This window comes from Stenotrophomonas sp. I18B00994 (assembly GCF_014145825.1).
Taxonomy (GTDB): Bacteria; Pseudomonadota; Gammaproteobacteria; order Xanthomonadales; family Xanthomonadaceae; genus Stenotrophomonas; species Stenotrophomonas maltophilia.
This window is the reverse complement of record NZ_JACIUW010000007.1, coordinates 239,361-264,646: the sequence shown is the minus strand read 5'-3', so window position 1 is coordinate 264,646 and position 25,286 is coordinate 239,361. Positions and strand designations below refer to the sequence as shown.

Here is a 25,286-nt window from a genome sequence, read left to right as displayed (position 1 = left end):
GGCCGCTGGCCGGCAACCGCCGCCCCGAATCCATGAGGTTGCCGGCCAGCGGCCGGCACTACCCGGTCGCGTCGCCAATGGATTCCAATGAAACCAAATTTCCCTTGCGCCACAAGGCCGCAAGGCTGGTGCACTGCGGCATACTAGGGGTCTTGCCCCACAGGTGTGACATGACGCGCGCGTTCAACTTCAGTGCCGGCCCTGCGACCTTGCCGGAATCGGTCCTGCGCCAGGCGCAGGCGGAAATGCTGGACTGGCACGGGTCCGGCGCTTCGATCGTGGAAATGAGCCATCGCGGCGCGGAATTCATGTCCGTGGCTGCCGAAGCCGAGGCCGACCTGCGTCGCCTGCTCGACATCCCCGACGACTATGCGGTGCTGTTCCTGTCCGGTGGCGCCACCACCCAGCAGGCACTGATCCCGCTCAACTTCGCCGCCCCGGGCCAGCGTGCCGATTACGTGGTTAGTGGCCACTGGGGCAAGACGGCGGTCAAGCAGGCCGGGGTCTACGTCGACGTCAACATTGCCGCCAGCAGCGAGGCCAACGGCTACCGCGAGCTGCCGGCGCGTGCCGACTGGCAGCTGTCGCGCGATGCCGCCTACGTGCACATCACCGCCAACGAGACCATCCACGGCGTCGAATTCCGTGATGTGCCCGACACCGGCAACGTCCCGCTGATCGCCGACTTCAGCTCGTCCATCGCCAGCGAACCGCTGGATGTGCGCCGCTATGGCGTGATCTACGCCGGCGCGCAGAAGAACCTGGGCCCGGTCGGCGTCGCGGTGATGATCATCCGCCGCGACCTGCTCGAGCGCAGTGGCCAGCCGCGCGCGGACATCTTCGATTACCGCTCGCACGTCGCCCGCGATTCGATGCTCAACACGCCGCCGACCTGGAACTGGTATCTGGCCGGCCTGGTGTTCAAGTGGATGCTGGCCGAAGGCGGCGTGACCGAATTCGCCAAGCGCAACGCCGCCAAGGCCGCGCTGGTGTACGGCGCCATCGACGGCTCCGGCGGCTTCTACCGCAATGAAGTCGCATATGCGGCCCGTTCGCGCATGAACATTCCGTTCTTCCTGCCCGATGCCGAGCTTGACGCCCGCTTCGTCGCCGAAGCCAAGGCCGCTGGCCTGCTGGCGCTGAAGGGCCACAAGGTGGTCGGCGGCATCCGGGCTTCGCTGTACAACGCCATGCCGCTGGCCGGGGCCGAGGCGCTGGTCGCCTTCATGGCCGATTTCCAGCAGCGTCACGGTTGAGCAATGAACGGCGCGCACCGTCGGGTGCGTGCCCCGCAACAGGGAATTCCGATGGCAAGCAGCAAATCCAGCAAGAAGGTGCCGAAGAAGGCCGAACCGGCCAAGGACAGCGCCTCCACCAAGGCCAAGGGCAAGAGCACGTCCAAGGCTGCGTCGAACCCGGCGCCCACCCTGGCGCCGCTGGCGCTGGCCGATGTGCGTTCGAAGATCGACCAGATCGACCGCGACATCCAGAGCCTGATCGCCGAGCGCGCGCGTTTCGCCCACCAGGTCGGCAAGGCCAAGGGCAAGCTGGCTGCTGCCGTCGACTACTACCGCCCCGAGCGCGAAGCGCAGGTGCTGCGGATGGTGGTGGACCGCAACGAAGGCCCGCTCAGCGATGAGCTGCTGGTGCACGTCTACCGCGAGATCATGTCGGCCTGCCTGGCCCAGCAGGAGCCGCTGAAGATCGGCTACCTCGGCCCGGAAGGCACCTTCAGCCAGCAGGCGGTGCTCAAGCACTTCGGCCGCTCCGCGCTGGGCCTGCCGATGGCCAGCATCGAGGAAGTGTTCCAGGAAGTGGAAGCGGGCAACGCCGATTTCGGCGTGGTGCCGGTGGAGAATTCGGGGCAGGGCACCATCCAGATCACTCTGGACATGTTCCTGACCTCCAACCTGAAGATCTGTGGCGAAGTGGAACTGCGCGTGCAGCAGTACCTGATGTCGCGCAGCGGCCGCATCGAGGACATCGAGCGCATCTACGCACACCCGCAGTCGTTCATGCAGACCTCGGCGTGGCTGCGCGCCAACCTGCCGAAGGCCGAGAAGATTCCGGTATCCAGCAACGCCGAAGGTGCGCGCCGTGCGCGCAACGCCGACGACGCGGCGGCCATCGGCGGCGAGAGTGCCGGCCACGTGTACGGCCTGAAGAAGGTGGTCACCAAGCCGATCCAGAACGATGCCGACAACACCACCCGCTTCCTGGTGGTGGGCCGCAACATCTTCCCGACCTCCGGCCACGACCGCACCTCGGTGCTGGTGTTCATCCATGACAAGCCCGGTGCGCTGTTCGACGTGCTCAGCCCGTTCGCCCGCCACGGCATCAGCATGAACCGCATCGAGTCGCGGCCGTCGCACCACGGCAAGTGGGAGTACGGCTTCTTCATCGACCTGGCCGGCCACATCGACGACGCGCCGATGCAGGCCGCACTGGCCGAACTGGAAGCGCACTCGGCACAGATCAAGGTGCTGGGCTCCTACCCGGTGGCCGTGCCCTGAGTGCTGCTGCGGCGGCCCTGGCCGCCGCTCCCTGATGCATCGCCGGCGCTGCCGGCGTTTACGGAATGATCGAACGATGAGCAACGCGCAACACTGGATCGCCCGCAAGGGCCAGCCGCTGCAGGGCAGCCTGACCATTCCCGGCGACAAGTCGGTCTCGCACCGCTCGGTGATGTTCGCCGCGCTGGCCGATGGCACCTCGCATATCGAAGGTTTCCTGGAAGGCGAAGATACCCGCGCTACCGCGCGCATCTTCAGCCAGCTGGGCGTGCGCATCGAAACCCCCAGCCCGTCGCAGCGCATCGTGCACGGCGTCGGCATCGACGGTCTGCAGGCACCCAGCGCACCGCTGGACTGCGGCAATGCCGGTACCGGCATGCGCCTGCTGGCCGGGTTGCTGGCGGGCCAGGCGTTCGACTGCACGCTGATCGGCGACGAGTCGCTGTCGGGCCGACCGATGCGCCGCGTCACCGGCCCGCTGTCGCAGATGGGCGCGAAGATCGACACCCAGGATGACGGCACGCCGCCGCTGCACGTGCATGGCGGCCAGACGCTGCATGGCATCGACTTCGCCTCGCCGGTGGCCAGCGCGCAGATCAAGTCGGCGGTGTTGCTGGCAGGCCTGTACGCACAGGGCGAAACCAGCGTTGTCGAGCCGCACCCGACCCGCGACTACACCGAACGCATGCTGTCCGCGTTCGGCGTGGACATCGAATTCTCGCCGGGCAAGGCGCGCCTGCGCGGCGGCCAACGCCTTCGTGCCACGGATATCGTGGTGCCGGCCGACTTCTCGTCTGCGGCGTTCTATCTGGTGGCTGCCAGCATCATTCCGGGCTCCGAGCTGCGCCTGAAACAGGTCGGCCTGAACCCGCGCCGCACCGGTCTGTTGCATGCGCTGCGCCTGATGGGCGCGGATATCACCGAAGAGAACCCGGCCGAGCAGGGCGGTGAACCGGTGGCGGACCTGGTGGTGCGCTACGCCCCGCTGAAGGGTGCACGCATTCCGGAAGCACTGGTGCCGGACATGATCGACGAGTTCCCCGCGCTGTTCGTGGCCGCCGCCGCCGCCGAAGGCCAGACCGTGGTGAGCGGTGCCGCCGAGCTGCGGGTGAAGGAATCCGATCGTCTCGCAGCGATGGCCACCGGCCTGCGCGCGCTCGGCATGCAGGTGGACGAAACCGAAGATGGCGCCACCCTGCATGGTGGCGTGCGCCTGGGCAGCGGCACCATCGAAAGCCACGGCGACCACCGCATCGCCATGGCGTTCGCCATTGCCGGCCAGATCAGTGACGGCGAAGTGCGCATCAACGATATCGCCAACGTCGCCACGTCCTTCCCGGACTTCGACGGCCTGGCCCGCAGCGCCGGATTCAACCTGGCCTGATCGTCACTGCATCCGCCGGGTCATGCCCGGCGGATCGCAATGCCCGGCAGGTGCCAACCTTGGTTGGCATGCTCACATCTCCCGGTAGGTGCCAACCTTGGTTGGCACGCACACATCTCCCGGTAGGTGCCAACCTTGGTTGGCACGCACACATCTCCCGGTAGGTGCCAACCTTGGTTGGCACGCACACATCTCCCGGTAGGTGCCAACCTTGGTTGGCACGCACACATCTCCCGGTAGGTGCCAACCTTGGTTGGCACGCTTTCCCGCATAAAAGGACGGAGGCCGGAGCCTCCGTCTAAACATCACGAACCCCTCGTCCGCGATCAACGCTGCTCGGTACGGAAATCCACCGGGACCCGCACTACGCTTGCTACTGCGCGGCCGTCATGCACCGCCGGCTGGAACTTCCAGTTCTGCACGGTATTGAGCACCGCACGATCCAGATCGCGACTGCGCTCGCCGCTGCGCGAGACGATCGCAGCGCTGGCAACATTGCCGCGGGTATCGACATTCAGGCTGGCGATCACGCTGCCCTGCACGCCGCTACGCAGCGCGGCGGCGGGGTAGGTGGGCATGCGGTTGCTGGCCAGCGGGCGGGCTTCACGATTGCGCACTGCCGGCGCGGCCTTCCGCGAAGCAGTAGCCGGGGTTGCCTGGCGCGCGGCAGGGGCCGCTGCATCCGTCACCGCGGGCTGCTCAGGGGCCGGCAGCATGCGCTCACCGACCGGCGCCGGTGCCACGTCTTCCTGGTTCGAATGACGCAGCCAGAGCAGGGCGCCGGCAAACATCGCCACGATCAGCGCGATCCACATCCAGGGCGACGTGGGCCTGTGCTGCGCGCTTGAATCGTGCGGCAGCTGCGGCGAATGAAGGTCTTCGTGGGTGGTGGCGGTCATCGCAAACTCCTTCCGTCAATGGACGACGTGGGCAGTGTTGCCCGAGCCACGGACGGGGAGTGTCAGCGTTGCGTCAACGCCACCGGCAGGGTTCAGTTTGCCTGCCGGGAAGTGTTCAGTTACTGCGTCTTGAAGTCGAACGGCACTTCAATGCTGCCGGGTACGGCCTGGCCGTTGCTTTGCGCCGGAGTGAAGCGCCAGCGGCGCACAGCGTCGGTGGCGGCACGGTCGAGCTCGCGTGAACCGCTGCGCTGGATCACCGTGGCGTTGTTCGGATAGCCGGTGGCGTCCACGTCCACGCGTACCACCACCGTACCGGTTTCACCGGCGCGCAGGGCGGCGGCGGGATAGGACGGTGGCGGCGACTGTCCGGCAATCGGCATCGGCTGGCTGTTGCCGGTGGCCGCCGGCGCAGGGCCCGGTGCAGCCGGGGCCGCTTCAGCCATGGGCGCGGGCGGCGGCGGGGCCGTTTCCACCAGCTTCGGCGCTTCTTCCTCCACCGGTGCCGGCTTGGCATCGGGCATGTCGCTGGAACCGGCGGCAGCGGCCAGCGGTTCCGGCAGGGGCTCGATCTGGGCGGTTTCCTGCGGGGTCTGGGCAGCCGGATCGGCGCGGAAGAACTCCTTGTCGCGGCCGGTCAGCCAGACCAGCACGAACAGCAGTACGCCCACGCCGAAGGCGATGCCGGCGATCTTCAGGGCGTTGCGCGGGATATGCACAGTGAACGACTTGGCGGACGACGAGCGGGGTGCAGACATGGACCGGACCAGTACGGAATGGCTCGATTCTGCCACGGCGGGAATGAACCGGGCGGCAGAAATCCGTATAACAAGCGATAATCCCATCCCTGATACCCACCACGACACCTGCCATGCTTGATCCAGCCCTGCTCCGCCACCAGCCCGCCGACCTCGCCGAACGCCTGCGCACCAGCCGCGGCTTCGAGCTCGACGTGTCTGCCCTGGAGTCCCTGGAGGCTGATCGCAAGCGCATCCAGGTGCGGACCCAGGAGCTGCAGAGCCTGCGCAACAGTCGTTCCAAGGCCATCGGCCAGGCCAAGGCCAAGGGCGAGGACGTATCGGCCATCATGGCCGAGGTCGCAGCCTTCGCCGACGAGCTGAAGGCCTCGGAAGTGGCGCTGGACGAGCTGCGCGAGAAGATCGAAGCGATCTCGATGGGCATCCCGAACCTGCCGGCCGATGACGTGCCGGCCGGTGCCGACGAGAACGACAACGTCGAGCAGTCGCGCTGGGGAACCCCGCGCCAGTTCGATTTCAAGGTGCTCGACCACGTCGAGCTGGGCGCCCGCAACGGCTGGCTGGACGGCGAGACCGCGGCCAAGCTGTCCGGTTCGCGCTTCACCGTCCTGCGCGGCCCGATCGCGCGCCTGCACCGTGCGCTGGCCCAGTTCATGGTCGACCTGCACACCGGCGAGCACGGCTATGAGGAAACCAACGTGCCGCTGCTGGTCAACGCCGATTCGCTGCGCGGCACCAGCCAGCTGCCGAAGTTCGAGGACGACCTGTTCAAGACGGCCGTGGGCGACTCCACGCGTTACCTGATCCCGACCTCGGAAGTGCCGCTGACCAACATCGTGCGCGACGAGATCGTGGACGCCGAACGCCTGCCGTTGCGCATGACCGCCCACTCGATGTGCTTCCGTGCCGAGGCCGGCAGCGGTGGTCGCGACGTGCGCGGCATGATCCGCCAGCACCAGTTCGAGAAGGTCGAGCTGGTCTCGATCAGCCGCCCGGAAGACAGCGATGCCGAACACCAGCGCATGACCCGCTGCGCCGAAGTGGTGCTGGAAAAGCTGGGCCTGCCGTACCGCAAGGTGCTGCTGTGCACCGGCGACATGGGCTTCTCGGCGGTGAAGACCTACGACCTGGAAGTCTGGCTGCCGTCGCAGGAGACCTACCGCGAGATCTCATCGTGCTCGAACTGTGGTGATTTCCAGGCCCGCCGCATGCAGGCCCGCTGGCGCAACCCCGCCACCGGCAAGCCGGAACTGGCGCATACCCTGAACGGCTCGGGCGTGGCGGTCGGCCGCGCGATGATCGCGGTGATGGAGAACTACCAGAACGCCGACGGCAGCATCACCGTGCCGGAAGCCCTGCGCCCGTACATGGGCGGCCTGGAAACCATCGCCTGATTCCCTGATCGGGCGGTGCTGCGGCTCTGGTGGGTGCCATGCTTGCATGGCACCGCTGTGTCTCTGGTGGGTGCCATGCTTGCATGGCACCGTATCCACGCCATGCGTGGATGAACCCCACGATCACTCCACAACCCGCACCTTCTCCAACGGCACCCATCCCGGGTCGCCGGCCTCCGGCACGCACCACGCCCAGCCATTGAGCGTGCGCTGCCCACGCAGCAGCTGCCCGGGATCCACATCCAGTTCCCGCGCGCAGTAGTCCTCCGTGGCAAACGCGCCACCCTGCGCGTCGCGACCGATCACCGGCGCCGGCACGAAACCGGGGTGCTGCCCCTCGGCCTCGCACAGGAACCAGTCATCCCAGCCCTCCGGGCCTTCATAGCGTTCGCCCACTACCAGCGCCTGGCCGCGGCGCAGGGTGATCGGGTGCGGAAATTCGCTGCGGTGCGCAGTGGTCACGATGTAGTTCATGCACCCAGCCTAACGTGCTGGTGAGCACCGCGCATGGCACCGAATCCACGCATGGCGTGGATCTACTGACGCAAAAAAAACGGCCCCGCAAAGCGGGGCCGCCAGGGTGGGCCGGGATGGGGGAGGGGATCCACGGCCCGCGTTCAGCGCCTCGACGAGGAGAGAGCGGCGCCGAACGCTGGAACGCTTATGCAGCGACAGCTTCGACCACTTCGTGCGACGGCAGAGCTGCCAGTGCACCGGCAATGGCGTCTTCACGGTGCTGCGGCGAGTAGGCGATGCCCTCGGCGCGCACGAACTCGACCTCGTTGATGCCCATGAAGGCGAACACCTGGCGCAGGAACGGCTCCTGGAAGTCGGCCGGCGAGTCGGTGTAGATGCCGCCGCGGCTGCTGGCGATGATCACCCGCTTGCCACTGGCCAGGCCCACCGGGCCGTTCTCGGTGTACTTGAAGGTGCGGCCGGCCACGGCCACGCGGTCGATCCAGGCCTTCAGCGTGGAAGGAATGCTGAAGTTGTACATCGGCGCGCCGATCACCACGATGTCGGCGTCCAGGAACTGCTGCATCACCTGTTCAGCATCGGTCGCCTCGGCGGCATCGGTCCTGGCCAGCGAGCTGCTGCGCAGATGCGGTACCGGATTGGCGTCAAGATCGCGATAATCGACCTGCAGGCCATCGATCTGGCCCGTGAAGCGGGCGACCACGGCGGCCGACAGCTGGCGCGAGACGGAATTGTCGCCAAGCACGCTGGCGTCGAGATGCAGAAGCTTCATGGCAGTCACCTATGTTCTGGAAGGAAGGGGCGGGGTGGCCCCGCCGACGGAGAGAACGATAGGTTGTTGCAAAGGCGGAATAAAGGTGATTGAATGCCACGTATTGTTCTAGATATGGAACTCGGGCATGCATGACCTGAATGATCTGTACTACTTCGCGATGGTGGTCGACCACGGCGGATTCGCCGCCGCCGAGCGCGCCTTGGGTATCCCCAAGTCGCGACTGAGCCGCCGCATCAGCCAGCTGGAAACCGACCTGGGCGTGCGCCTGCTGCAGCGCTCCACGCGTCGTTTCGCGGTCACCGACGTCGGCACCAGCGTGCACCGCCATGCGCAGACGATGCTGGCCGAGGCCCAGGCCGCCCGCGAAGTGGTGGACCGCCTCAGCGCGGAACCGCGCGGCGTGGTCCGGGCCAGCGTGCCGGTGTCGCTGGCGCAGATGCAGCTGCCCAAGCTGCTGCCCAAGTTCCTTGAGCAGTACCCGAAGGTGCGCCTGCAGCTGAACATCAGCAACCGCCGCGTGGACATCATCAACGAAGGCTACGACGTGGCCCTGCGCGTGCGTTCGCGCCTGGACGATGACGGCAGCCTGGTGATGCGCAGCTTCGGCCAGGTGCAGGAATTGCTGGTGGCCAGCCCGAAGTACCTGGACCGCGCCGGCCGGCCGAAGGATCCGGAAGAATTGACCCAGCACGTCACCCTCAGCATCAGCGAAGACGAAGCCCGCCAACGCTGGGAGCTGCACGGGCCGGAAGGCGAAGTGCGCCGGGTCGACCTGCAGCCGCGCGTGGCCGGCTTCGACTTCCCGCTGCTGCAGAGCATGGTGAAGGACGGTTTCGGCATCACCATGCTGCCGGAAACCGTGTGCGCCGACGCCGTGCGCAACGGCGAGCTGGAAGTGGTGCTGCCGGACTGGTCGCTGCCGCAGGGCGTGTGCCATGCCGTGTTCGCCTCGCGCCGCGGACTTCTGCCGGCGGTGCGCGTGTTCATCGACTTCCTGGCCGAACATCTGCCGCCGCAGCTGGAGGCCTCGCGCCTGGATTGCGGTGGCGCCTGTGAAAAGGCCAAGGAGCGGATCAAGGCCAGTGCACTGGGTGCGTTGGCGGTGGACGCGGGCTGAGGCACCTACCCGCACCTGCACCGCCAATCTGTGAAACGGTAGCGCCGGGCCATGCCCGGCGTTGCTGCTTTCCGGCCCCGGTCAGTTCCGGCCGAACAGCCGGTCCCAGAAGCTGCGCCGCGGGGGGGGCGGCGGGTGTGGGCTCGGCAATGACCGGTGCTTCCAGCACCGCCATCAGTTCCGCGCTGCGTGGCTTCTTCAGGAAGCGCGCGTAGTCCAGGTAGCTGGTCACCTTGCTCATGTGCAGCCGCTCGGGCATTGCCGGCAACGCGCCGCCTTGCAGCAGTACCCGCAACGCCTCTGGGCGCTCCAGACGGATTGCCTCGAACACGGCGGTGCCGCCGCAACCGGGTTCGATCTGGTTGGCGCGCTGTGGCGCATCCTTCAGCAGGTCGCGCAGTGCGTTCGCATCATCGCGTTCCACCGCCGCTACCAGTCGTGCCAGTGCTTCGGCTTCTTCGGGCGGAAGACTGTCGCGATAGGCCTGGTCGGCGATCTCGCGCTCGTCGCGCCCATCACCGCCCTGGATGCACAGGAAATCGGTGACCAGAGCGACCGGAACGCCGGAGGTATCCAGCGCCCAGTAGCTCGGATAGACGCCGTCGCCCCAGCCGCTGGTGAATACGACCAGGCCATGCGGTGAGTCCTCGCCCCAGGGGGCGGTATTCGGCGCCCTCATCCAGGCCGTCATGGTCGATCAGTGCATCAGACCACTCGCTGCCTTCGTCGCCATCGGCCTGTTCGATCAGGGCCAGCAGTGCCTGCTGGGTGTCGGTATCCATGAAGCAGCCGATGCCGGCGTCGACCGGGTAGCCGATGAAGCTGTCCTCATCCAGTCCGGTCAGGTCCTGCGTGGTCCAGCGCGCCATCTGCCAGTGCAGGGCAGACGCAGTGAGGGCTTCGCGGGGCTTGAACCAGACCACGGCCAGCGCCGGGCGGCCGCTGTGCACGATGATCTCAACCGGATGCCGGCCCAGTGGGGCGGTGTAGTCGGCCAGCGCAGGCGCCTCGGCCTGGACCAGCGGATCGCAGACCACCAGATGCCCACTGCTGACCGGCAGGTGCCCGGCGAACGTACGGTGCAGGGCCATTGCGGCCAGCTGGGTGTCGTCCAGCAGGGTGGTGCGCAGGTTGGCCAGATCGAGGTGGGCCATGGCGGCTCCGATTGCAGTGAAGGCCCCACCGTGCCGGATGCGAAGGGCGGGGGCAAGGGTGGTCTTGGGCAAATGCGCTTCACGTGCGAGAATACGCCGCTGCCCGGGCGACCGGGACCCGATTGGAGAGATGGCCGAGCGGTTTAAGGCACCGGTCTTGAAAACCGGCGAAGGGTTAAACCTTCCGTGGGTTCGAATCCCACTCTCTCCGCCAATCCTTGGTAAGTGTTTGTTTTTAAACAACATTTTTTAGGGTCTTGAAGGGCGGCTTGGGGCACAAATCGGGGCACAACTCCGATGCGATTACCAAGCTATCTCACTCGCTCTTCCACTGGTCGTTACCAGTTTCGCATGCGCGTTCCGACGGACATGCGCGGCATCGTCGGCAAACCCTTCGTCAAGCATCCCCTGGGCATCCACCTGCATAGCGCAAGAGTGGCTGCCTTGGCCATCGCACAGCGTTATGCTCAAGCATTCGATGCGATCAGGGATGGGTGCATGACCAAGAAGGGACTCACGGTTGAGGATGTTCTGCGCAGCGTCGCGGAGAACGGCTCTCGGCGTTATGAAATTGACTTGCCGGGCTTCCGTCTTCGGACCACGGATGCGGCCGACCACGCTCGAGCAATGGAGGCGCTGGAAGAAATCGGCAAGTTCCACTTCCGTGATGCGGGTGCAGTTCCGGCGGCGGCTGGGCCAAACCCGTTGGAATCAGCGGCGGCGCAGCCCCTGCCATCTGAGACCATCAGCCTGATCGATGCGAAGCGAATCTGGCAGGATAAAGTCGCCGCCGAGGACATCGAGGTCAAAACGGTCGGCATCAAACTGCTTCCCGTGACAGAGCTGATCGAGTTCTTGGGCGCCGAGCGCGAGCTGCACACCATCACGCGGCCTGAGATGGCCCGCTTCTACGACCATTTGGCCAAGCGCGGGTTAACGCGTTGTACGCTCAACAATCGCCAGAGCTACCTCGCAGGAAAGAGAGGATTCTTCACTTGGGCAATGGCTTCAGGCTATGTGCTCAAGGGAGACAACGTCGCCGCAGGTCATGTCAGCGTTTCGATGGCCGAGAAGCGCAAGCGCAGGAAGTTTGGCTTCCAGGCCTTTACCTTGGATCAGGTTCATCAACTCTTCGCGCCCGATAGCTTCAAGCAGCTTTCAACGGGAGCGCGCTGGGCGGCTTTGTTGGGCCTGTATACGGGCGCCCGGGCGGGTGAGGTGGGGCAGCTGTTTACCCTCGACGTCAAGGAAGAGGAGCGAATCCCGTGCATACGGTTTACCGATGAGGGGGAGGATCAGCGGTTGAAGACCGATGTTTCCAATCGGGTCGTCCCGTTGCATCCCGACCTGATCAAGCTCGGTTTCTTGGACTACGTCGCCGAACGAAGGGAGAGCGGGGACTGGCGGTTGTTTCCGCAGGCCGACAGCAAGGCGAAGAATGGAGCGGGGAACTGGATATCGAAGGCGTTCAGCTACTACCTTCAGAAGCACAGCGGAGGGTGGCCGAAAGCAAAGCGCGGTTTCCATAGTCTCCGAAAGACCGTGATTCAGGAGATGCAGGGCAGCGGTGTGGCCTCTGAGATGCGAGCCCAAATCGTCGGCCACGAATTGGACGACGAACACCACGCGACTTACAGCAGGCCCTTTACGGTGAGTGAGAAGCTCAACGGTGCCGGAGGAACGCCAGCTTTGGGTGTCCTAGATTACGGGATCGACCTGGAGGCGCTGCGCACCCTGCCGGCGCGCAAGGTCGGGCGGCGCAGCAGCAATACCTCCGCACGCTCTACGAAGGCCGGTGGTAAGGGGAGGGAGCGGAACTAATGGCCCTCAGTGCTGCGGACGCCTACCGCCGTGCGGTCGAGCGGTTTCTTGGAAAGCTCACGGGGACGCAGACGGTGGGAGGTATGGAGAGGGCCGTCAAAGAACAGCGTCGCCACGGGCTGAGGCGTCCCATCTTGGATCTTGAACTGACTTTCAACGAAGCCGCCGGTGTTCTCGCCATCAGCACTGGCCAGTTGGAGACACTGCTCCAACAGCACCCTCCCAAGGGTCATCTGTTCGAGGTCAAAGGGACTCGCAAGAGGGCCACTACCCTATCCAGGTTAATGGACTGGGCCGACTGGCTAAGGGGGGAGGGCTACTGGAAGCCGCTGACGGAACGCGGAACCAGTCCCGATACCTTGCTCACAGCTAAGTTGCCCTTCTTGCTGGTCAAGTCGTCCGGAGCGCAGCGAGTGATTGTGGAGCCTCTGTCCGGCAAAGACATCTCCGATGCGCTCCTTCAACAGATACAGGAGCTTGGACGTGCGAACAACTGTAAAGTCATCTTCAGGACGTTTGCAGATGCCTTTGCCATGCCTTGGCTGAGGCCTGACATCAAACGCGCCTGGGCTGACACGTTCTTCAAGATGGCAAAAGCACAGGCGGCTTACTTCCGCGATTTAGCGCAACGGTTGGAAACCACCCGCGCTCAGGTTAGTAGGCAAGTATTGGACGAGCACCTGCAGTCAGCGCCTCAAAAGACGCCCCATCAGGGCGCTAGGCGCCTCTAACGGCAACTGAATGGAATTGGAGGCCTCCAATATCCGTATCTATGGCAGCCCTCACTTTGGATGATTACTCCAACGCCCCGGTGGTCGGAGCGATGGAGCAGCAAGATGGGCCTTGATATGTATGGGGGGACGATCCGCAAGGAGGAGACGTCGTGCGAGGGGCAGGTGTTCTTCAGTGGCGATGCCATCCCAACCCCCACGGCTGGATGTTCGGACTGCACATTGCCCGGACGGGGTGCTCTGAGCCGTTTGAGTTCAACATGGTTCGCGTGTTTCTCGGAGCGGCAGGCCTCGACGCATTGGAGCAGACGGTCCTCGATGAGCGGCTGCCCCATACGGAGACCTTCTTCTTCGGTGAATCGGATCCCGATCAACCTGAAGAAGATCTGGACTTCATGGCGCAGGCCCGCGCATTGATCAACGACGGTTGGGACGTGTTCCACCACTCTTGGTGGTAACCCGCCGCCAGCAGCGCCTCTCGGGCTAGTTCAAGCCCAACTCCCAAAACCTATTCCTTCAACGCGGCAACGCAGCCGTGCTGGCGGAGCATTGCCTGGAGAATCCTCATGCAGCCCAAGTCCAACGTTCTGCCGTTCAATGCAGCAGCCCGCTCCAAGCGCCTTCTGGCACAGAAACCCACCCGGGTCACCTCCGTTTGCTACAAGGCAAGCGACAAGGCCCACACGAGCGTGGATTGGTATACCCCGCCTGCCATCGTCAGGGCGCTGGGGGGAAAGCGCGGCTTTGACCTCGATCCTTGCACGCCCGAAGATCCGTCGCGGATGCCGGCGCCCACGGCCCGCCGGATGATCCCGCCAAGCCATGACGGCCTGCTCACGCCGTGGCCCGAGCAGGCATTCGTCTGGATGAACCCGCCCTACGGCAAGGGCATGGAGAAATGGCTGAGCAAGCTGGCCAACCATCCCGGCGGCGGTATCGCCCTGGTGCCGGTCAGCATGGAGACGGGATGGATGCACGACTGCGTGCTTTCCCACCCCAACGTGACGGCGATCCTGTTTACCCGCGGGCGGCTGAAGTTTGTGCGTCCCGACGGAACCATCGGCACGGCAGCGCCGTCGGGATCGTTGGTGGTGGCTTACGGCAAGCGCGCAGCCGGTCACCTTCAGCAAGCGCAGGCAAGCGGTGTGCTGCGCGGGGAGTTCTTTGCCCTCCAGCGGGTGGCGCAGGTGGCCACTACGAACCAGGGGAGTGCGAACGATGAGTAACCAGACCAAAGCAGCCCTCCATATCCTTCAGTGGATGAGCGATATGGAAGGCAGGGTTGAGGGGTGCGATGGCGCAATCAATGTTGCGAAGGCATGGGAGGAACGGGAACTTCAAAAGAAGGCGCAGGCTTACAAACGGCTGGTGAAGGCCGTCAACTGCATTCCTGCCCTCTCGCCTCGCGAACGCATGTCCAAATTCGTGGCATACGGTCTTAGGGCGGCCGTTCACAAGCAGCTGGAAAAGCGCAAAAACGGGGTGGGGGTATCGGTGTTGCCTTGGATGGACGTGGGCCTGCTCAGCGACGTGGATCTTGAAGACGGGGATTGGGGGGCAGAGGTGGCCGACGCCTACATCGCCGCCATCGAAAGCGCTGAGCCGTTTGAGTGCATCCTGGGGTGGGTGTTCAACGAGTTGGCGGGATCGGGTCAGAAGAGAAGGGATTGCCAGGACTTCACCCCGTGGGCTCTTGCACAGGGCGCGATGAGGTTTCTTCCCAGGGGTTTGGGCGATGGGTGTCAGGAACCGCTGATCAACGATTTCACCTGCGGTGCTGGAACGCTGCTTCTGGCCCGTGTCCACGCCCTTCTTTGGAGCCAATCCAACGATCCGGACGCGTTGATGGACCTGGTGGTGTCGGCCAACGACAGGGATCCGCTCTGCGCTGCAATGACCGCTCTCCAGCTGTTGATCAATCAGTTGGTCTGGGAGCGCCCCATCGGAGCCGTTCACGTGGAATGCAAAGACGCCATCGCTCAGCGTCACCTGTTGGTGCCGGTGTTTGTGTCGGAGTGTCGCGAGGATTGCCCATTCGAACTCGTGCGGGGCGATGTGTAACAAGCAAATGGTTGCGGATAGGGCAGTGTCCCAGTCAGAGCAGGCGTGCGGTTCGCCCAGGGCTCAACCCTTGCCGGGTTCCAGTGATGGTTGACGCCGGTGGTGCCCAGCCGGGCCTGTGGCTATCGCGCCGAAGGCGGATGCACCTTCTTCCATCGCCGCTTTTCAGAAGCCGGCGCGAAGCGACCGGCAGCTGCGTGCGGGTGTGCGGAAAGTTCTTTGTCATCCGCGAGTGGCGCCGATGGCGAAGAGTGATCTTCTCGGAGACGTAACAAGCACCCGTTACACCCGTCACAAGTGCTTGTTACGGCAGTATCTCCAATGGATTCAATGGCTTTGCAGAGGCGAAGGCGCGTGTAACGGGTGTAACGGGTGGGTAGGCATTACTTGCAGCTGCATCAGAGATTTTGGCGTCAAGGCCAATCACTTTTTCCAAATCAATGGATCTACTTGTTACACCTGTTACACCCGTGACAACCCTTGTCTGGTCAGGGTTTCAGCCGTAACAAGGGGTGTAACAAGCACCTGTTACACCTTGGCTGAAAAGCGTGAATTGCCTCTCGTTTATGCAAAAAATGCTGTTGAGGCAACAGATATTGGTTTTAGTCAAGAAGTCGATCTGGACAAGTTCGTGAGCTCTGTTTGGATGGGGTTGTGGCCACAACGGGACCACATCACCCAGGAAACGAGCAATGACGAACTCCCCCACATCGAAGAAGGCGACGCAACCGCGAGACGAAATGCTGAAGGCGCGGGTGAGTCGAGCGTTCAAGCGGCGGCTTCAAGCGGCGGCTGATGCCCAAGGCAAGACTTCATCGGAAGCCATGCGTCAAGCGCTGGTGGAGTGGATGAGTCGCGTGCGGCAGGCCGCGTAATCAACAAAAAACCCCGGCGCCAACCGGGGTTCGAAAATGGACAACACACACACATGAACGATACAACACCAACCTCGGGTGTCAACGGGCGCCCCAGCAACGTCCTTTCCTTCCGCGGGAATGCAGCCCGCAAAGCAGCTTTTGGAGCACCAGCGCCCAAGGCAACCTTGAGCGATCAAGCATTCGAGGCCGACTTTGCCGACTACTTGAAAGCGACGGAGGAGTATGCGATCGGAGGCAAGCTGCCGGATGGCGACGACGACTGCAGCTTCTTCCGTTGGCTTCCAGAGCAAGGCTACTGGGACCGTTGCTCGGAGAAGGACATGGCGGCCAAGGCGCTTTCCTGGCTGCGATTGGAGCGCAAGGACAAGGCGAACGCAGGTCATGCAACCAGTTGCATGAACACGGCGGTGCTTGAGTTGATGGGGGATCGGAAATGCTGGTTGCCCAAAAAGTCTGATCGCAGGGCCATCGTTCCCCTCAAGGGGGGCTACCTGGAGATCGTCAAGCCTGACGAACCGCGTTGTGCTCGCGCAGCGGCGGTTGGAGAAGAGGTCGTTGATCAGGACGTTTTCTCCGCCACCTATGGACAGAGTTTGGGCCCGCGCCAAGCACTCCTGTTTCAAAACGACGAGACGCCGTCTAGGACGCGCATTCGGGTCCTCGCGGCCACCAAGGGGCATGGAATCACTTACCAGGTTCCTGCCACGCTGCGGATGGATCAGGTTGACGGCGATGGCTACTACACTCCCAAGCCGCTGGATCCCAGTTCGAAGTTCGGTCAATACCTGGATCTCTTTCAGCCCGACCTGGAGGTGCGTGCACTCCTTCAGGAGGTGGTGGCCAGCTCGTTGATGTCGATTTGCTTTGAGAAGGCCTTCTTCCTGGTCGGGTCGGGTAGCAATGGCAAATCCACGTTCCTCCACATCCTGCGCGCCCTTCACCCCCGCAACGTGTCGCTGCGTCTGGAGAAGCTGGACGGAACCTTCGCCATGGCCCCACTGGTGGGCAAGAGCGCCTACATTGTCACGGAGACGCCAAAGGTTCTTGCCGCATCCATCCAGGAAGTCCTGAAAGCGCTCATTTCCCGTGACCCGATCCAAGTCGAGGCCAAGCGCAAGGACGCATACACCACGCTCCCAATCGGCACCCTGTTCGCCAGCGTCAACTCCTGGTTCACGGTTTCCGGGCATGAGCACGGGTTCTGGCGAAAGGTCCTGGCCATCCCCTTCAATGTTCGGATGGGTGAGAAGACCCATGAGGGAGCGAACGGTGGAAATGGAAAGAAGCGTGAGCCTGACTTCCACCTTCAGATCACCGAAAGCGAGGAGGAAATGGCCCAGGTGCTGGACTGGGTGCTGGAAGGAGCGCTGCGCCTCATGGAGCGTGGCGGGTTTTCCGAAAAGCTGCCCGACGCCGTGCTGGCGCTGGCCGAGCAGAACCGAATGGAATCGGACACGACCATGGCCTACATGGCCGACCGAGACGCTTCCTACGACAGCGGTGTTTGCACCGACAAGACGGCCATTTACGCCGACTACCGCCAATACGTGTTGGAAGAACTGGGCAAGAAGCCGGTCAACGCGGAGGACTTCTGGAAGCGCGTTCGCGAGAAGTTCCCCGAGGCCGGTATCTACCAAATCTCCCATGGGGGCAAGAAGCCACGTGTGGCCGAGATTCGGATTGCTGGCATCAAGCCGCTGCGGGACATGGCAGATTTGGAAACGCCTGTGTGAGCAAGTTCCACAGCAATCGTTTTGCGGCTCACTGGCTTGCAGAGAGGCGGGGACTGAATGCCGTCAACGGCGGGAGGAAGCGTTGGCCCTATCTCTCATCCAGACCTAGATGCCCCTGTCAGCAGGTGCAGCCGGGGCGGGGGCTTGCCAAATCCCCATCCTGTCGCATGCTGAAACCATGACTCCTTCCGATGCCTTCGTAGACGACAGCATGGACCGCCAAGACGCCTTGGCGGCCTCCCCCCGTTTCACCGTGCAACGAACCCCCGAGGGCGTCCGCGTGCAGCTCCAGGAGGGCGACGGGGACCGCGGCACCGGTTTGGCCATCGACCGGGTCTTGGCGTTGCTGGAGAGCCAGCTGGAGCAGGGGCGCGCCGTCACCATTCGCGATTGAAGTTTCCAGTCTAACCCCCTTGGCGTTGCCGACAGGCGCCTTTCCTTGCCTTTCAGGAGAGCCTGTCCGTGTCCGATGCCACCCCCAACGAAAGCTTCCTTCAGCGCCATTCCCGCGACGTCGTCGAGCGCTTGATCCGTCAGATGGAGGAGGGCACCGGTCCCTTCCTCAAACCCTGGGACGCCCGCGTGGACCTCGGGTTGCCCATGAACCCCACGACGGGCAAGAGCTACCGGGGCGGAAACCTGCTCCACCTGTGGGCCCTACAGAGCGCCTGGGACACCCAGGACAACCGGTGGATGACTTACAAGCAAGCCGCGGCCGTGGGCGCGCAGGTTCGCAAAGGCGAGAAAGCCAGCGTGATTGAGTATTGGGATTGGTCGCCGGTCGAAGAGGCCAAGAAGAGCGGGGACTCCGAGCTCATCGCCAAGGCCCGCCCCAAGGTCTTCTTCCCCCGGGTGTTCAACGCAATGCAGATCGATGGGTTGCCGGCACTGGTCCTGCCACCCCCGCGCCCAGAGCCCGACATCCACCAGGCCTGCGAAGCCGTGCTCAAGGACAGCGGAGCCGAGATCCACCACGACGGGGGCAACCAGGCGTTCTACCGGCCGATGACGGACAGCATCCATTTGCCCCAGCGCAACAGCTTCCACTCGGCCAGCGGCTACTACGCCACCGCGTTGCACGAACTGGGCCACTGGACCGGCTTTCCCACCCGCCTCAACCGCGATCAGAAGGGGGCTTTTGGGAGCATCGATTACGCCAAGGAAGAACTGGTCGCGGAGGTGTCATCCATGCTGATGGGCGAACGCCTTGGCATTGGCCACGATCCAACCCAGCACGCGGCTTACGTGAAGTCGTGGATCAAAATCCTCCGAGACGATCCCCGGGAGCTCTTCCGAGCCGCGGCGGCGGCCGAGCGGGTGGTGGAGTTCCTGAAGGTGCCCGAGTTGGTTCGCGAGCCGCTCCAGAAGGTTGAGCAGGAGCGGCAGTCAGTGGCGGCCAATCTGCAGGAGGTCGAAAAACATGCCGCCAACGACCAGCCGCGACCGCGCTTCAAGGCAAGAGGGGGGCGTCTGAACCTGGCAGTTTGACCCGCGAAAAAGCGACTGAACGCGCACCCGCCTGTCGGGAGGAAGGGTGCGCGACAGTGGCTGACAAATTCTGGTTATTTATTCTTCGACAGCACGTCCATACGCAGGAGCATTTGCTTGAGAACGTCGATGACGGAAACCTCGTCAGCATCCTTGGCCGGAGTCAATGCAAGTGCCCAGTTGCGGACCGAAGGGCTCAAGTCCTCTCCGAGTTCCACCACCAAGTCCTGAAGGTCATCCAACGGCAGATAGGCCGTCGCAGCCAGGATCTCATCGAGCTTTCCCGACAAGTTTTCTTCGTGTGCTTTCCGAAGGTCTCGCGCGGTGGCTCGGCGCTTTCTAAGCTCGGCGGCGTGCTCTACCTTGATCTCTTCAATCTTTGCTTTCGCTGATTTGCTCTTCTTGCGAACGGCGCCGCGAACAATGTCGCGCACCAGCTTGGCGTCGTGCGTGTCTGTGAGACTGGCAATCAGTGTGTCACTCTTAACGCGCGCCGGTCGGTAGATACGGACCTTGCTGACCTCATCCCCAAGCACTCGCTGCGTCCACTTTTCCATCGTCTCCTTTGCCTTCTTTTGACCGGTTAGAGGCGACGGAACGTTCTTGAGGCGTGGTTTACCTTCGAAGTCCACCAGCAGGCCATAAGTCTTGAGGATGCGGTGGCTGTAGGTTGTGTCGGACATCCAATTTCCCCCTGTGAGTGATCCTGCAATTTTGCCAGTTCCGTAGACGGTTTGGCAGGTTGAGGGAGAGCGTTCCCACATCATCACAGGTTGAATGTCGATCAGGAACATTGCACGACAGGAGAGCTTGCCGGTTTCAGATTCCTTGCCAGACGCGGAGGGGCGAGAGAGAAAGGGGAAGAAATGGCCAGTCTGATCTACGTGCAGTAACAGAAATTCCGATCCGTGTGCTATCGAGCATGCGCGAACCCATCGTGCATCCCAACGTGTAGGCGCGGACTGCACCGCACTCCGCCGGCTGCTAGCCCTGCATGAACGGCCTCGGTGCGCTCGGGTTTGAGCGTCACGCTCGCACTCTGGCCGCGCCAGCGGGGCATTGAGGTCAACGTGGCCTTTGGGTCCAGGGGCTTGAGCCACAAGTTGGTAAGAGCGGCCACCAAGGTTGCTAGCTTGGATGGCCACTTGCAGACATTGACGAAGCCTGCGCGACGCAGAGGGAAACCGCGTGTGGCAGTGGGCCAGGCAGAGCGGTTACTTCTTGGATGCCATGCGCTGGTAGAGCTTGTAGACGCCGAACATCGCCGCACCACCCGCAATTGGTGCAGCCGCGACCACCCCCAGTCCAGCAAGCATACCACCGCCCACAACGCTCCCGACGGTTGCCAAGCCGGAGGTCACGGCGGCTGCACCGGCGGTTCCGGCCGCTGCACCACTGGTTACGCCGAGGATCGCAGAAGTTGCGCCAGCGACAGCTCCGCCGCCGGTCGAAATCGCGGCACCTGCGGCCGATGAACTCTTCTTCCTTGCCATACATTTCCCTGTTGGTTTTGAGTTGTGGGCAGAATCATCGCCTGAGCAGCAATCTCTGTCCATATGTTTCATTTTGTCGCTTTTCCGTCAATTTAATGGCGCGGACTACAGTTTGTGTAGCCGAGCTCCGAAGCACCCCCTTGCGCATTTCCAGAATCGATCTATGCATAGGTGAACCTACTCATGAAATGGAGGTGCACCTTGAAATCCATTGTTCTGTCCCTTGCGCTGGCGTTGTCTGCTCCGGCCGCCTTTGCTGCCGATTCCACCTCCGCTCGCCGTTACGGTTCGTCCGAGGCCCTATCCGTCCAGGACGCCCGACTGGGCGAGGTCCTGATGGTTCGCACGGTTCAACTAAAGTCCGACCAGCGTCTGAACGCCGGCTCCGCCATCGGGGCGGCCGTTGGTTATGGGGCTGCTAACCAGGTCAAGAACCGGGACTATCGCAATGCCGCCAGGGTGGCCGGTGGCGTCATCGGTGCGGTTGCCGGAACCGCGGTTCAAAAGGGCCTCAGCGGCCGCACCGCAGTGGAGATCTACGTGCGCGACCTGTCCGATCGCCGCCAGCGCATCCTCGCGGTGGTCCAAGACGCCGACGTGAACGTGCGCGAAGGTGATCGGGTGTTCCTGGTGGGGAAGGGAAGCAAGACCCGGGTGGTGCCGGCTGATTACTATCGTTCTTGCGGAAGCCCTTGTGCCATTGGCATCAATGCATCATCGGACAACGAACGCGCCCATGTCGTCCTTGGTTTGACCAATGAGGAGCGCTGATGAAATGGCTCCCCTTTACTGGCAAGCGCACACGCCCTGCGCTGTCCGTGGAAGCATTCAAGCGCTCACCTGGCGCCGTGATGATGGACGAAAGCGGACGTTCCGCCCTTTCAGCCGAGGCGCTCTCGCAGATCGACCTTCTGCGTGCAAGCCAGGGTTGGGGAATCCAATCAGCGCCTCGCAAGCGAACGACTTGGTGGAGGCGTGCATGGGAAAGAGTGAAGCACCGTGGTTCGACCTCTCAGCCGAATGGCGTTGGGCTGCCAGGTGGAGGCATGAGCACTGGGATCCTTCGTCCGCTGGTTGTCAGGCAGCGCAATGCTGCCCAGGAATGGCGATCCTTCAAGGGGCGATGGGAGCGGTGATGAGCGAACCACTGCTCCATGTTGACGACCAGAACGATGCGAATGAACCTCGGCTCGCAGGGCTGCGGACCCAAGTGGCCTCCCAGCAGATAGAACTGTCACAGCTTCGAACGCTGCTGGTGATCGCTGCACTGAGGAAGCGTCAGCAGGAACAGGCTGAAGGCGATTGGCAGACCTTCTGCTGGGGCGTTAGCGTCGGCGCCCCTCTGGGGATGGTGGCGTTTGGGGCGGGCTGGTGGTTGGGCTCATGAAGCGGCCATCCGTTGCCCACCGCCGCTCCGAAGTCGCCCGGATGTTCCGAGAGGGACATCGCCGGGCGGCCATCGCCCAAGCCCTGGGCGTTCCATCGCCCGTGGTGAGCGCCGATCTGGCCCACCTGAGGTTGCGTCAAAAGCCCCGGCGCCCACTGGCTGACCAACACGCCCTGGTGGTGCGCCTCCTGGAGCAGGGGGACAACGGCCCTGCAATTGCCAAGCGCCTGGGCGTGACCCGGCAGGCGGTCCATGCATACCTGCAGGCTCATGGCCTGCTTCCAACCGAGAGGAGAATGCCATGACCCTTTTTCTGGTGGTCGTGCTGTCTGAGCTTGTCCTCTCCGCGGTCACTTTCGGGAACGCGTGGCTGTGCGCCTCCAAGGCACGCAGCGCACGTAGCGGCTGGGAGGCGTTCCAAGGCGGCCAAGAGGACGCCCCATCCGTGGCTGCATTGCTGTGGCGGTTGGCCCTGTTCTACGCGTGCTTGGCACTGCTGGCTTACCAGCTACAGCATGTGGTGAGCCAAGTCTGGTTAGATCCTTCCAACCTATACCTGTCATCCACGCTGGCGCTTGTCGTCTATTCGATCACGTGTGGGCTGCTTCAGGGCAGCGGGCTGACCCGGAGGCGGGCATGAGGACCAGTCACGGGCGGTTCCGCCCAGACGCCGTCGACGCCCGCCCTCGCCACGATGGGCTTTTTCAGGGCGAAGGCACGGGCGAGGAAGCTCATCAAGAGCGTGATTCGTTGCTTCAAGCGCTTTACACCGCATCGCTCCATGCCCGCGGGGACGTGGACGCCATTGATCGCATGCTCGATGCCCACCGGGAGGCGTTTGGGGAGCCTGAGCAGGTCGCCTATGCCCGTCAACAAGACAAACGCCATGATCGGGCGTTGCCCTTGCCGAGCGGTGGCTTGCAGTTGAGGCCGTCCACGGAGCGCTACCTGGACGAGCATCGGCCATGGAACCCGCCGACCGCCAAAGAGGCCGCTATCGCACGTGCCAGAGGGCTCGCCATGGTGCTCGAAGGGAAGGCATGGCGCGCTGAAGACGACGTTGCCGAGGTTACGGTGGAGGCTCCCAAGGACGCCCCGTGGCAGCGGATGCGCTGAGTTCGAGTCTCAACTGGAGAGACAGTTGGGCACCATCATTGCTGCTAGGAACACGTTGTTCCCTTCGGCTATCCTGCTCAGGGTATCCATCACTGGTATTGCTAACAACAGGGGGCGTTATGGCAAGCGTGACAGTAAGGACGCGGGATGAGCTGGAAGCGGCCAAGAATGCAAAGGCGCAGCAGATTGTGGTTGTGGGGAAGTTGGCAGACGACCTGAAGAAGACGCGCAAGTTCGCCAAGCTTGGTGCCGTCGGTGTTGCAGCAATCGTTGCTGCGGTTGGACTCGCTCCAGTAACGGCTGGGCTCAGCACGCTCAGCCTGGGGGCGGTCGCGGCGGTCACTGGAGTCGAGATCATCGGCATCATCACCGCCGCAAGCCTTGGTCTTTCTTTGATCCTCGCAATCTACAAAGGCTACGATGTGGAATACGAGGCTGGCGGAAAGGTCATTTTCAAGCGCAAGGAAGGAAAGTGATGCCCGGCTTCGTTCCAGGGGCGCCTTACCTTTTTGTTTGCGAGAAGTGCAGTCATCACTTTCAGCGGAAGATCAACTTGGGGCTCTTCTGTCCAGCATGCAAGTCGCTGTCGGTGAGGCCTCGTTTGGCCTGTAAGTAGTGCTCGGTGACCGCCATGATCTTGGCGGCCACTCTGGCCATGGTGTATGGCGCGTGCAATCACTTGCTTTGAGAATGCTTGCGGCCCAGGTAGCGACACAGAACGCCTGACAGTCCAACGATAAGTTCCGCCTCTTCCAATGTCGGATCGCCGCCTTCTCTTAGGTGGCGGCCGTTGTTGGAGGCAAAGCCGTAGATCATTTCCGTGGCGTCTCCGAGTGGCGCTGGAAGCAGCTTGGGGTTTCTTCCTAGCAGTTTTCCCAAGGTGTCTTTGGAACCGGTGATGTCCCGCGACAAGCATTCCAAGGCGGCCATCCCGTGTTGGATAGCGCCGGTGAGCTCGGGGTTGGGGCGACGAGACAGATCGCGCAATGCCTCGTGGAGTTCATTGGCTGTCGTGTTCTTTCCAGCGCTGCGCAACTCGCTGGTTCCGTCCCTGATGGCTACTTCAAATGCCTCTGAACCGCGGAATTCAATACGGTTCCCCAAGAGTTGCCAGCCGATCCCGTTCTTCCGGAAGATCTTGTTGATGTAGGAAGAGAAATTGTCGCGTGGCTTGATTGGCTTCATGAGCGCAATGGAGCGCTCGGGAAGCTTGGATGCAATACGTTCGATCAGGTCGTAGATCTCGAACCACTCGGCGGATTCGAGCATTTGGCTCACTTCTACGAGCACATCTTCCGAATTATTGGGAAGCTCGCCAAGGGTTTCGCACACAATTTGCTGTAGATGGATTTCGTTCATGCCGTTCAGCATCGCGCCCTGAATGACATGGACTCGAAGCTCTTTTGGGGCACCTTCGCGTATTGTTATTTCTGGATCTGGTGAGCTGTAGTTGTGGCGTTCTGAGAAGGTGCTCATGTGCGTTCCTTGCGGTATGCAGGGTTCAAAGTAGGGTAAGGACGTCTCCGTCTACTTGCCGGTTGGGAGCAGTTTTGCGTATCGAAGGGCGGGCTCGTCCGAATGGTTATCCACGATTGGCTCAGGCTCGCCGCCCAGAACCTCCTGGGCTACGTTCTGCGAAGCGGGGTTTTTCACGCTCACCACCGCTTCGATGTAGAAGGGCGGATGCCCGCGAAAGCCGTTTTGGAGCTCTGTAATGCCCGCTGCAAGGATGGCCTTGGCGCGCCCCTGGTTTCGATAACGCTCGGGGACCGCGTAACCAACCGCTAGGTTTGCATGGCCTTCAAAGGTTCCATTGGGAACGAAATTGGCAAAGGCCGTTACGGTTTTCCCGTCCAAATGGACGTAAGTGAATCGCGGCTTGCCTTGGAGGTGATCCACGTGCAGGTAGATCGTTGGATCGATGCGGCCTCGCTCCAGCCGAAGGCCGCCCGCAGCAAGGGCTTCTTGGAACGACGCTAGAGCAAGGCTGGGATCGACCATGTCGGGCATAGTGCACCTTCGTTAGAGAGAAGCTGTCTCATAGTCGCAGTTCCGATAAGAGCCCTCAAGCGGCCCATGACTGGCTAGGTCATCCTCTGGAATCATT

Annotated in this window: 29 protein-coding genes and 1 tRNA gene; 20 read left to right on the top strand and 10 right to left on the bottom strand. The window is 62.9% G+C overall.

Annotated features, from left to right (window positions below; all coding sequences use genetic code 11):
- Positions 1 to 170: 170 nt before the first annotated feature.
- The 3 genes from serC to aroA all read left to right on the top strand — a co-directional run bounded on the left by serC (position 171) and on the right by aroA (position 3,897).
- Complete coding sequence (gene serC / locus H4O10_RS10550) at positions 171 to 1,256, top strand: 3-phosphoserine/phosphohydroxythreonine transaminase (protein WP_012480720.1); 1,086 nt, start codon at positions 171 to 173, stop codon at positions 1,254 to 1,256.
- A gap of 51 nt (positions 1,257 to 1,307) precedes the next feature.
- Positions 1,308 to 2,513, top strand: coding sequence for a prephenate dehydratase (gene pheA / locus H4O10_RS10545; protein ID WP_024956386.1), 1,206 nt, complete (start codon positions 1,308 to 1,310; stop codon positions 2,511 to 2,513).
- A 76-nt stretch (positions 2,514 to 2,589) separates the two neighbouring features.
- Positions 2,590 to 3,897: a 3-phosphoshikimate 1-carboxyvinyltransferase gene (gene aroA, locus H4O10_RS10540; protein ID WP_012480718.1), complete on the top strand. Its 1,308-nt coding sequence runs from the start codon at positions 2,590 to 2,592 to the stop codon at positions 3,895 to 3,897.
- A 326-nt stretch (positions 3,898 to 4,223) separates the two neighbouring features.
- On the opposite strand, the gene H4O10_RS10535 is transcribed toward aroA, so the two are convergent.
- Together H4O10_RS10535 and H4O10_RS10530 are read right to left on the bottom strand one after the other, a co-directional pair.
- Positions 4,224 to 4,796 carry an energy transducer TonB gene (locus H4O10_RS10535; protein WP_012480716.1) on the bottom strand — a complete coding sequence of 191 codons (573 nt, stop codon included), beginning with the start codon at positions 4,794 to 4,796 and terminating at the stop codon, positions 4,224 to 4,226.
- Between the two features lie 119 nt (positions 4,797 to 4,915).
- Positions 4,916 to 5,554, bottom strand: coding sequence for an energy transducer TonB (locus tag H4O10_RS10530; protein WP_033835298.1), 639 nt, complete (start codon positions 5,552 to 5,554; stop codon positions 4,916 to 4,918).
- Positions 5,555 to 5,667: 113 nt separating this feature from the next.
- Between H4O10_RS10530 and serS the strand changes: the two genes are divergently transcribed.
- Positions 5,668 to 6,948: a serine--tRNA ligase gene (gene serS, locus H4O10_RS10525; protein WP_005410178.1), complete on the top strand. Its 1,281-nt coding sequence runs from the start codon at positions 5,668 to 5,670 to the stop codon at positions 6,946 to 6,948.
- 123 nt (positions 6,949 to 7,071) lie between these two features.
- Here the strand turns inward: serS and H4O10_RS10520 are convergent, their stop codons facing one another.
- Together H4O10_RS10520 and H4O10_RS10515 are read right to left on the bottom strand one after the other, a co-directional pair.
- A complete protein-coding gene (locus H4O10_RS10520; protein ID WP_005413863.1) occupies positions 7,072 to 7,422 on the bottom strand; it encodes a hypothetical protein in 351 nt (116 codons plus the stop codon).
- Between the two features lie 187 nt (positions 7,423 to 7,609).
- Entirely contained in the window at positions 7,610 to 8,197 is a 588-nt protein-coding gene (locus H4O10_RS10515; protein WP_012480714.1) for an NAD(P)H-dependent oxidoreductase, read from the bottom strand.
- Positions 8,198 to 8,324: 127 nt separating this feature from the next.
- Here H4O10_RS10515 and H4O10_RS10510 point away from each other — a divergent pair, with 127 nt between their 5' ends.
- Positions 8,325 to 9,317, top strand: a complete 993-nt coding sequence (locus tag H4O10_RS10510; RefSeq protein ID WP_005410175.1) for a LysR family transcriptional regulator — start codon at positions 8,325 to 8,327, stop codon at positions 9,315 to 9,317.
- Here H4O10_RS10510 and H4O10_RS22280 read toward each other — a convergent pair.
- Together H4O10_RS22280 and H4O10_RS22275 are read right to left on the bottom strand one after the other, a co-directional pair.
- The gene (locus tag H4O10_RS22280; RefSeq protein WP_254048311.1) at positions 9,274 to 9,948 is read right to left on the bottom strand and encodes a DUF4241 domain-containing protein; all 675 of its coding nucleotides are present in this window, start codon (positions 9,946 to 9,948) and stop codon (positions 9,274 to 9,276) included. The genes H4O10_RS10510 and H4O10_RS22280 overlap by 44 nt on opposite strands.
- A complete protein-coding gene (locus H4O10_RS22275) occupies positions 9,833 to 10,471 on the bottom strand; it encodes a DUF4241 domain-containing protein (protein WP_254048310.1) in 639 nt (212 codons plus the stop codon). The genes H4O10_RS22280 and H4O10_RS22275 overlap by 116 nt, the downstream gene beginning before the upstream one ends.
- A 124-nt stretch (positions 10,472 to 10,595) precedes the next feature.
- On the opposite strand from H4O10_RS22275, the gene H4O10_RS10500 reads away from it, so the two are divergent.
- The 10 genes from H4O10_RS10500 to H4O10_RS10455 all read left to right on the top strand — a co-directional run bounded on the left by H4O10_RS10500 (position 10,596) and on the right by H4O10_RS10455 (position 19,183).
- Positions 10,596 to 10,685: transfer RNA gene (locus H4O10_RS10500), tRNA-Ser, on the top strand.
- Positions 10,686 to 10,768: 83 nt separating this feature from the next.
- Positions 10,769 to 12,292: a site-specific integrase gene (locus H4O10_RS10495; RefSeq protein WP_111118656.1), complete on the top strand. Its 1,524-nt coding sequence runs from the start codon at positions 10,769 to 10,771 to the stop codon at positions 12,290 to 12,292.
- Positions 12,292 to 13,023: a hypothetical protein gene (locus tag H4O10_RS10490; RefSeq protein WP_111118657.1), complete on the top strand. Its 732-nt coding sequence runs from the start codon at positions 12,292 to 12,294 to the stop codon at positions 13,021 to 13,023. The genes H4O10_RS10495 and H4O10_RS10490 overlap by 1 nt, the downstream gene beginning before the upstream one ends.
- 206 nt (positions 13,024 to 13,229) lie before the next feature.
- The gene (locus tag H4O10_RS10485; protein ID WP_239502933.1) at positions 13,230 to 13,481 is read left to right on the top strand and encodes a hypothetical protein; all 252 of its coding nucleotides are present in this window, start codon (positions 13,230 to 13,232) and stop codon (positions 13,479 to 13,481) included.
- 108 nt (positions 13,482 to 13,589) lie between these two features.
- Positions 13,590 to 14,249 (top strand): DNA N-6-adenine-methyltransferase, encoded by a 660-nt coding sequence (locus H4O10_RS10480; protein ID WP_111118658.1) that lies wholly within the window; start codon positions 13,590 to 13,592, stop codon positions 14,247 to 14,249.
- Complete coding sequence (locus H4O10_RS10475; RefSeq protein ID WP_111118659.1) at positions 14,242 to 15,084, top strand: hypothetical protein; 843 nt, start codon at positions 14,242 to 14,244, stop codon at positions 15,082 to 15,084. The genes H4O10_RS10480 and H4O10_RS10475 overlap by 8 nt, the downstream gene beginning before the upstream one ends.
- Before the next feature lie 535 nt (positions 15,085 to 15,619).
- Complete coding sequence (locus H4O10_RS22270; RefSeq protein ID WP_146256924.1) at positions 15,620 to 15,880, top strand: hypothetical protein; 261 nt, start codon at positions 15,620 to 15,622, stop codon at positions 15,878 to 15,880.
- 132 nt (positions 15,881 to 16,012) lie between these two features.
- A complete protein-coding gene (locus H4O10_RS10465) occupies positions 16,013 to 17,695 on the top strand; it encodes a DUF5906 domain-containing protein (RefSeq protein ID WP_146256925.1) in 1,683 nt (560 codons plus the stop codon).
- A gap of 178 nt (positions 17,696 to 17,873) precedes the next feature.
- Positions 17,874 to 18,089: a hypothetical protein gene (locus tag H4O10_RS10460; protein WP_111118662.1), complete on the top strand. Its 216-nt coding sequence runs from the start codon at positions 17,874 to 17,876 to the stop codon at positions 18,087 to 18,089.
- Positions 18,090 to 18,157: 68 nt separating this feature from the next.
- Positions 18,158 to 19,183: a zincin-like metallopeptidase domain-containing protein gene (locus H4O10_RS10455; RefSeq protein WP_111118663.1), complete on the top strand. Its 1,026-nt coding sequence runs from the start codon at positions 18,158 to 18,160 to the stop codon at positions 19,181 to 19,183.
- 74 nt (positions 19,184 to 19,257) lie between these two features.
- On the opposite strand, the gene H4O10_RS10450 is transcribed toward H4O10_RS10455, so the two are convergent.
- Positions 19,258 to 19,977 carry a hypothetical protein gene (locus tag H4O10_RS10450; RefSeq protein WP_049430771.1) on the bottom strand — a complete coding sequence of 240 codons (720 nt, stop codon included), beginning with the start codon at positions 19,975 to 19,977 and terminating at the stop codon, positions 19,258 to 19,260.
- Positions 19,978 to 20,397: 420 nt separating this feature from the next.
- Entirely contained in the window at positions 20,398 to 20,748 is a 351-nt protein-coding gene (locus H4O10_RS10445) for a hypothetical protein (RefSeq protein ID WP_197599724.1), read from the bottom strand.
- Positions 20,749 to 20,877: 129 nt separating this feature from the next.
- Here H4O10_RS10445 and H4O10_RS10440 point away from each other — a divergent pair, with 129 nt between their 5' ends.
- The 5 genes from H4O10_RS10440 to H4O10_RS10415 all read left to right on the top strand — a co-directional run bounded on the left by H4O10_RS10440 (position 20,878) and on the right by H4O10_RS10415 (position 23,655).
- A complete protein-coding gene (locus H4O10_RS10440; RefSeq protein WP_180845638.1) occupies positions 20,878 to 21,447 on the top strand; it encodes a glycine zipper 2TM domain-containing protein in 570 nt (189 codons plus the stop codon).
- Between the two features lie 364 nt (positions 21,448 to 21,811).
- Positions 21,812 to 22,063 (top strand): hypothetical protein, encoded by a 252-nt coding sequence (locus H4O10_RS10435; protein ID WP_146256927.1) that lies wholly within the window; start codon positions 21,812 to 21,814, stop codon positions 22,061 to 22,063.
- A gap of 301 nt (positions 22,064 to 22,364) precedes the next feature.
- A complete protein-coding gene (locus tag H4O10_RS10425) occupies positions 22,365 to 22,703 on the top strand; it encodes a hypothetical protein (RefSeq protein ID WP_111118665.1) in 339 nt (112 codons plus the stop codon).
- On the top strand, positions 22,700 to 23,179 hold the full coding sequence (locus H4O10_RS10420) for a hypothetical protein (RefSeq protein ID WP_049430758.1): 480 nt from the start codon (positions 22,700 to 22,702) through the stop codon (positions 23,177 to 23,179). The genes H4O10_RS10425 and H4O10_RS10420 overlap by 4 nt, the downstream gene beginning before the upstream one ends.
- Positions 23,180 to 23,298: 119 nt before the next feature.
- Positions 23,299 to 23,655, top strand: coding sequence for a hypothetical protein (locus tag H4O10_RS10415; protein WP_049422125.1), 357 nt, complete (start codon positions 23,299 to 23,301; stop codon positions 23,653 to 23,655).
- A 199-nt stretch (positions 23,656 to 23,854) separates the two neighbouring features.
- Here H4O10_RS10415 and H4O10_RS10410 read toward each other — a convergent pair whose 3' ends face one another.
- The gene (locus H4O10_RS10410; protein ID WP_065428222.1) at positions 23,855 to 24,655 is read right to left on the bottom strand and encodes a hypothetical protein; all 801 of its coding nucleotides are present in this window, start codon (positions 24,653 to 24,655) and stop codon (positions 23,855 to 23,857) included.
- Between the two features lie 51 nt (positions 24,656 to 24,706).
- Positions 24,707 to 25,189 carry a GNAT family N-acetyltransferase gene (locus H4O10_RS10405; RefSeq protein WP_049430753.1) on the bottom strand — a complete coding sequence of 161 codons (483 nt, stop codon included), beginning with the start codon at positions 25,187 to 25,189 and terminating at the stop codon, positions 24,707 to 24,709.
- Positions 25,190 to 25,286 lie beyond the last annotated feature (97 nt).

Excerpts from the sequence above, each read along its gene's own strand:
- aroA (WP_012480718.1), top strand. The coding sequence starts at position 2,590 with ATGAGCAACGCGCAACACTGGATCGCCCGCAAGGGCCAGCCGCTGCAG.
- H4O10_RS10420 (WP_049430758.1), top strand. The coding sequence starts at position 22,700 with ATGAGGACCAGTCACGGGCGGTTCCGCCCAGACGCCGTCGACGCCCGC.
- H4O10_RS10445 (WP_197599724.1), bottom strand. The coding sequence starts at position 20,748 with ATGAAACATATGGACAGAGATTGCTGCTCAGGCGATGATTCTGCCCAC.
- H4O10_RS10510 (WP_005410175.1), top strand. The coding sequence starts at position 8,325 with ATGCATGACCTGAATGATCTGTACTACTTCGCGATGGTGGTCGACCAC.
- H4O10_RS10475 (WP_111118659.1), top strand. The coding sequence starts at position 14,242 with ATGAGTAACCAGACCAAAGCAGCCCTCCATATCCTTCAGTGGATGAGC.
- H4O10_RS10405 (WP_049430753.1), bottom strand. The coding sequence starts at position 25,189 with ATGCCCGACATGGTCGATCCCAGCCTTGCTCTAGCGTCGTTCCAAGAA.
- H4O10_RS10480 (WP_111118658.1), top strand. The coding sequence starts at position 13,590 with ATGCAGCCCAAGTCCAACGTTCTGCCGTTCAATGCAGCAGCCCGCTCC.
- H4O10_RS10520 (WP_005413863.1), bottom strand. The coding sequence starts at position 7,422 with ATGAACTACATCGTGACCACTGCGCACCGCAGCGAATTTCCGCACCCG.
- H4O10_RS10415 (WP_049422125.1), top strand. The coding sequence starts at position 23,299 with ATGGCAAGCGTGACAGTAAGGACGCGGGATGAGCTGGAAGCGGCCAAG.
- H4O10_RS10495 (WP_111118656.1), top strand. The coding sequence starts at position 10,769 with ATGCGATTACCAAGCTATCTCACTCGCTCTTCCACTGGTCGTTACCAG.
- H4O10_RS10435 (WP_146256927.1), top strand. The coding sequence starts at position 21,812 with ATGAGCGAACCACTGCTCCATGTTGACGACCAGAACGATGCGAATGAA.
- pheA (WP_024956386.1), top strand. The coding sequence starts at position 1,308 with ATGGCAAGCAGCAAATCCAGCAAGAAGGTGCCGAAGAAGGCCGAACCG.
- H4O10_RS22275 (WP_254048310.1), bottom strand. The coding sequence starts at position 10,471 with ATGGCCCACCTCGATCTGGCCAACCTGCGCACCACCCTGCTGGACGAC.
- serS (WP_005410178.1), top strand. The coding sequence starts at position 5,668 with ATGCTTGATCCAGCCCTGCTCCGCCACCAGCCCGCCGACCTCGCCGAA.
- H4O10_RS10425 (WP_111118665.1), top strand. The coding sequence starts at position 22,365 with ATGACCCTTTTTCTGGTGGTCGTGCTGTCTGAGCTTGTCCTCTCCGCG.
- H4O10_RS10530 (WP_033835298.1), bottom strand. The coding sequence starts at position 5,554 with ATGTCTGCACCCCGCTCGTCGTCCGCCAAGTCGTTCACTGTGCATATC.
- H4O10_RS10410 (WP_065428222.1), bottom strand. The coding sequence starts at position 24,655 with ATGAGCACCTTCTCAGAACGCCACAACTACAGCTCACCAGATCCAGAA.
- H4O10_RS10460 (WP_111118662.1), top strand. The coding sequence starts at position 17,874 with ATGACTCCTTCCGATGCCTTCGTAGACGACAGCATGGACCGCCAAGAC.
- H4O10_RS10515 (WP_012480714.1), bottom strand. The coding sequence starts at position 8,197 with ATGAAGCTTCTGCATCTCGACGCCAGCGTGCTTGGCGACAATTCCGTC.
- H4O10_RS10490 (WP_111118657.1), top strand. The coding sequence starts at position 12,292 with ATGGCCCTCAGTGCTGCGGACGCCTACCGCCGTGCGGTCGAGCGGTTT.
- serC (WP_012480720.1), top strand. The coding sequence starts at position 171 with ATGACGCGCGCGTTCAACTTCAGTGCCGGCCCTGCGACCTTGCCGGAA.
- H4O10_RS10485 (WP_239502933.1), top strand. The coding sequence starts at position 13,230 with ATGTTCGGACTGCACATTGCCCGGACGGGGTGCTCTGAGCCGTTTGAG.
- H4O10_RS10450 (WP_049430771.1), bottom strand. The coding sequence starts at position 19,977 with ATGTTCCTGATCGACATTCAACCTGTGATGATGTGGGAACGCTCTCCC.
- H4O10_RS10535 (WP_012480716.1), bottom strand. The coding sequence starts at position 4,796 with ATGACCGCCACCACCCACGAAGACCTTCATTCGCCGCAGCTGCCGCAC.
- H4O10_RS10465 (WP_146256925.1), top strand. The coding sequence starts at position 16,013 with ATGAACGATACAACACCAACCTCGGGTGTCAACGGGCGCCCCAGCAAC.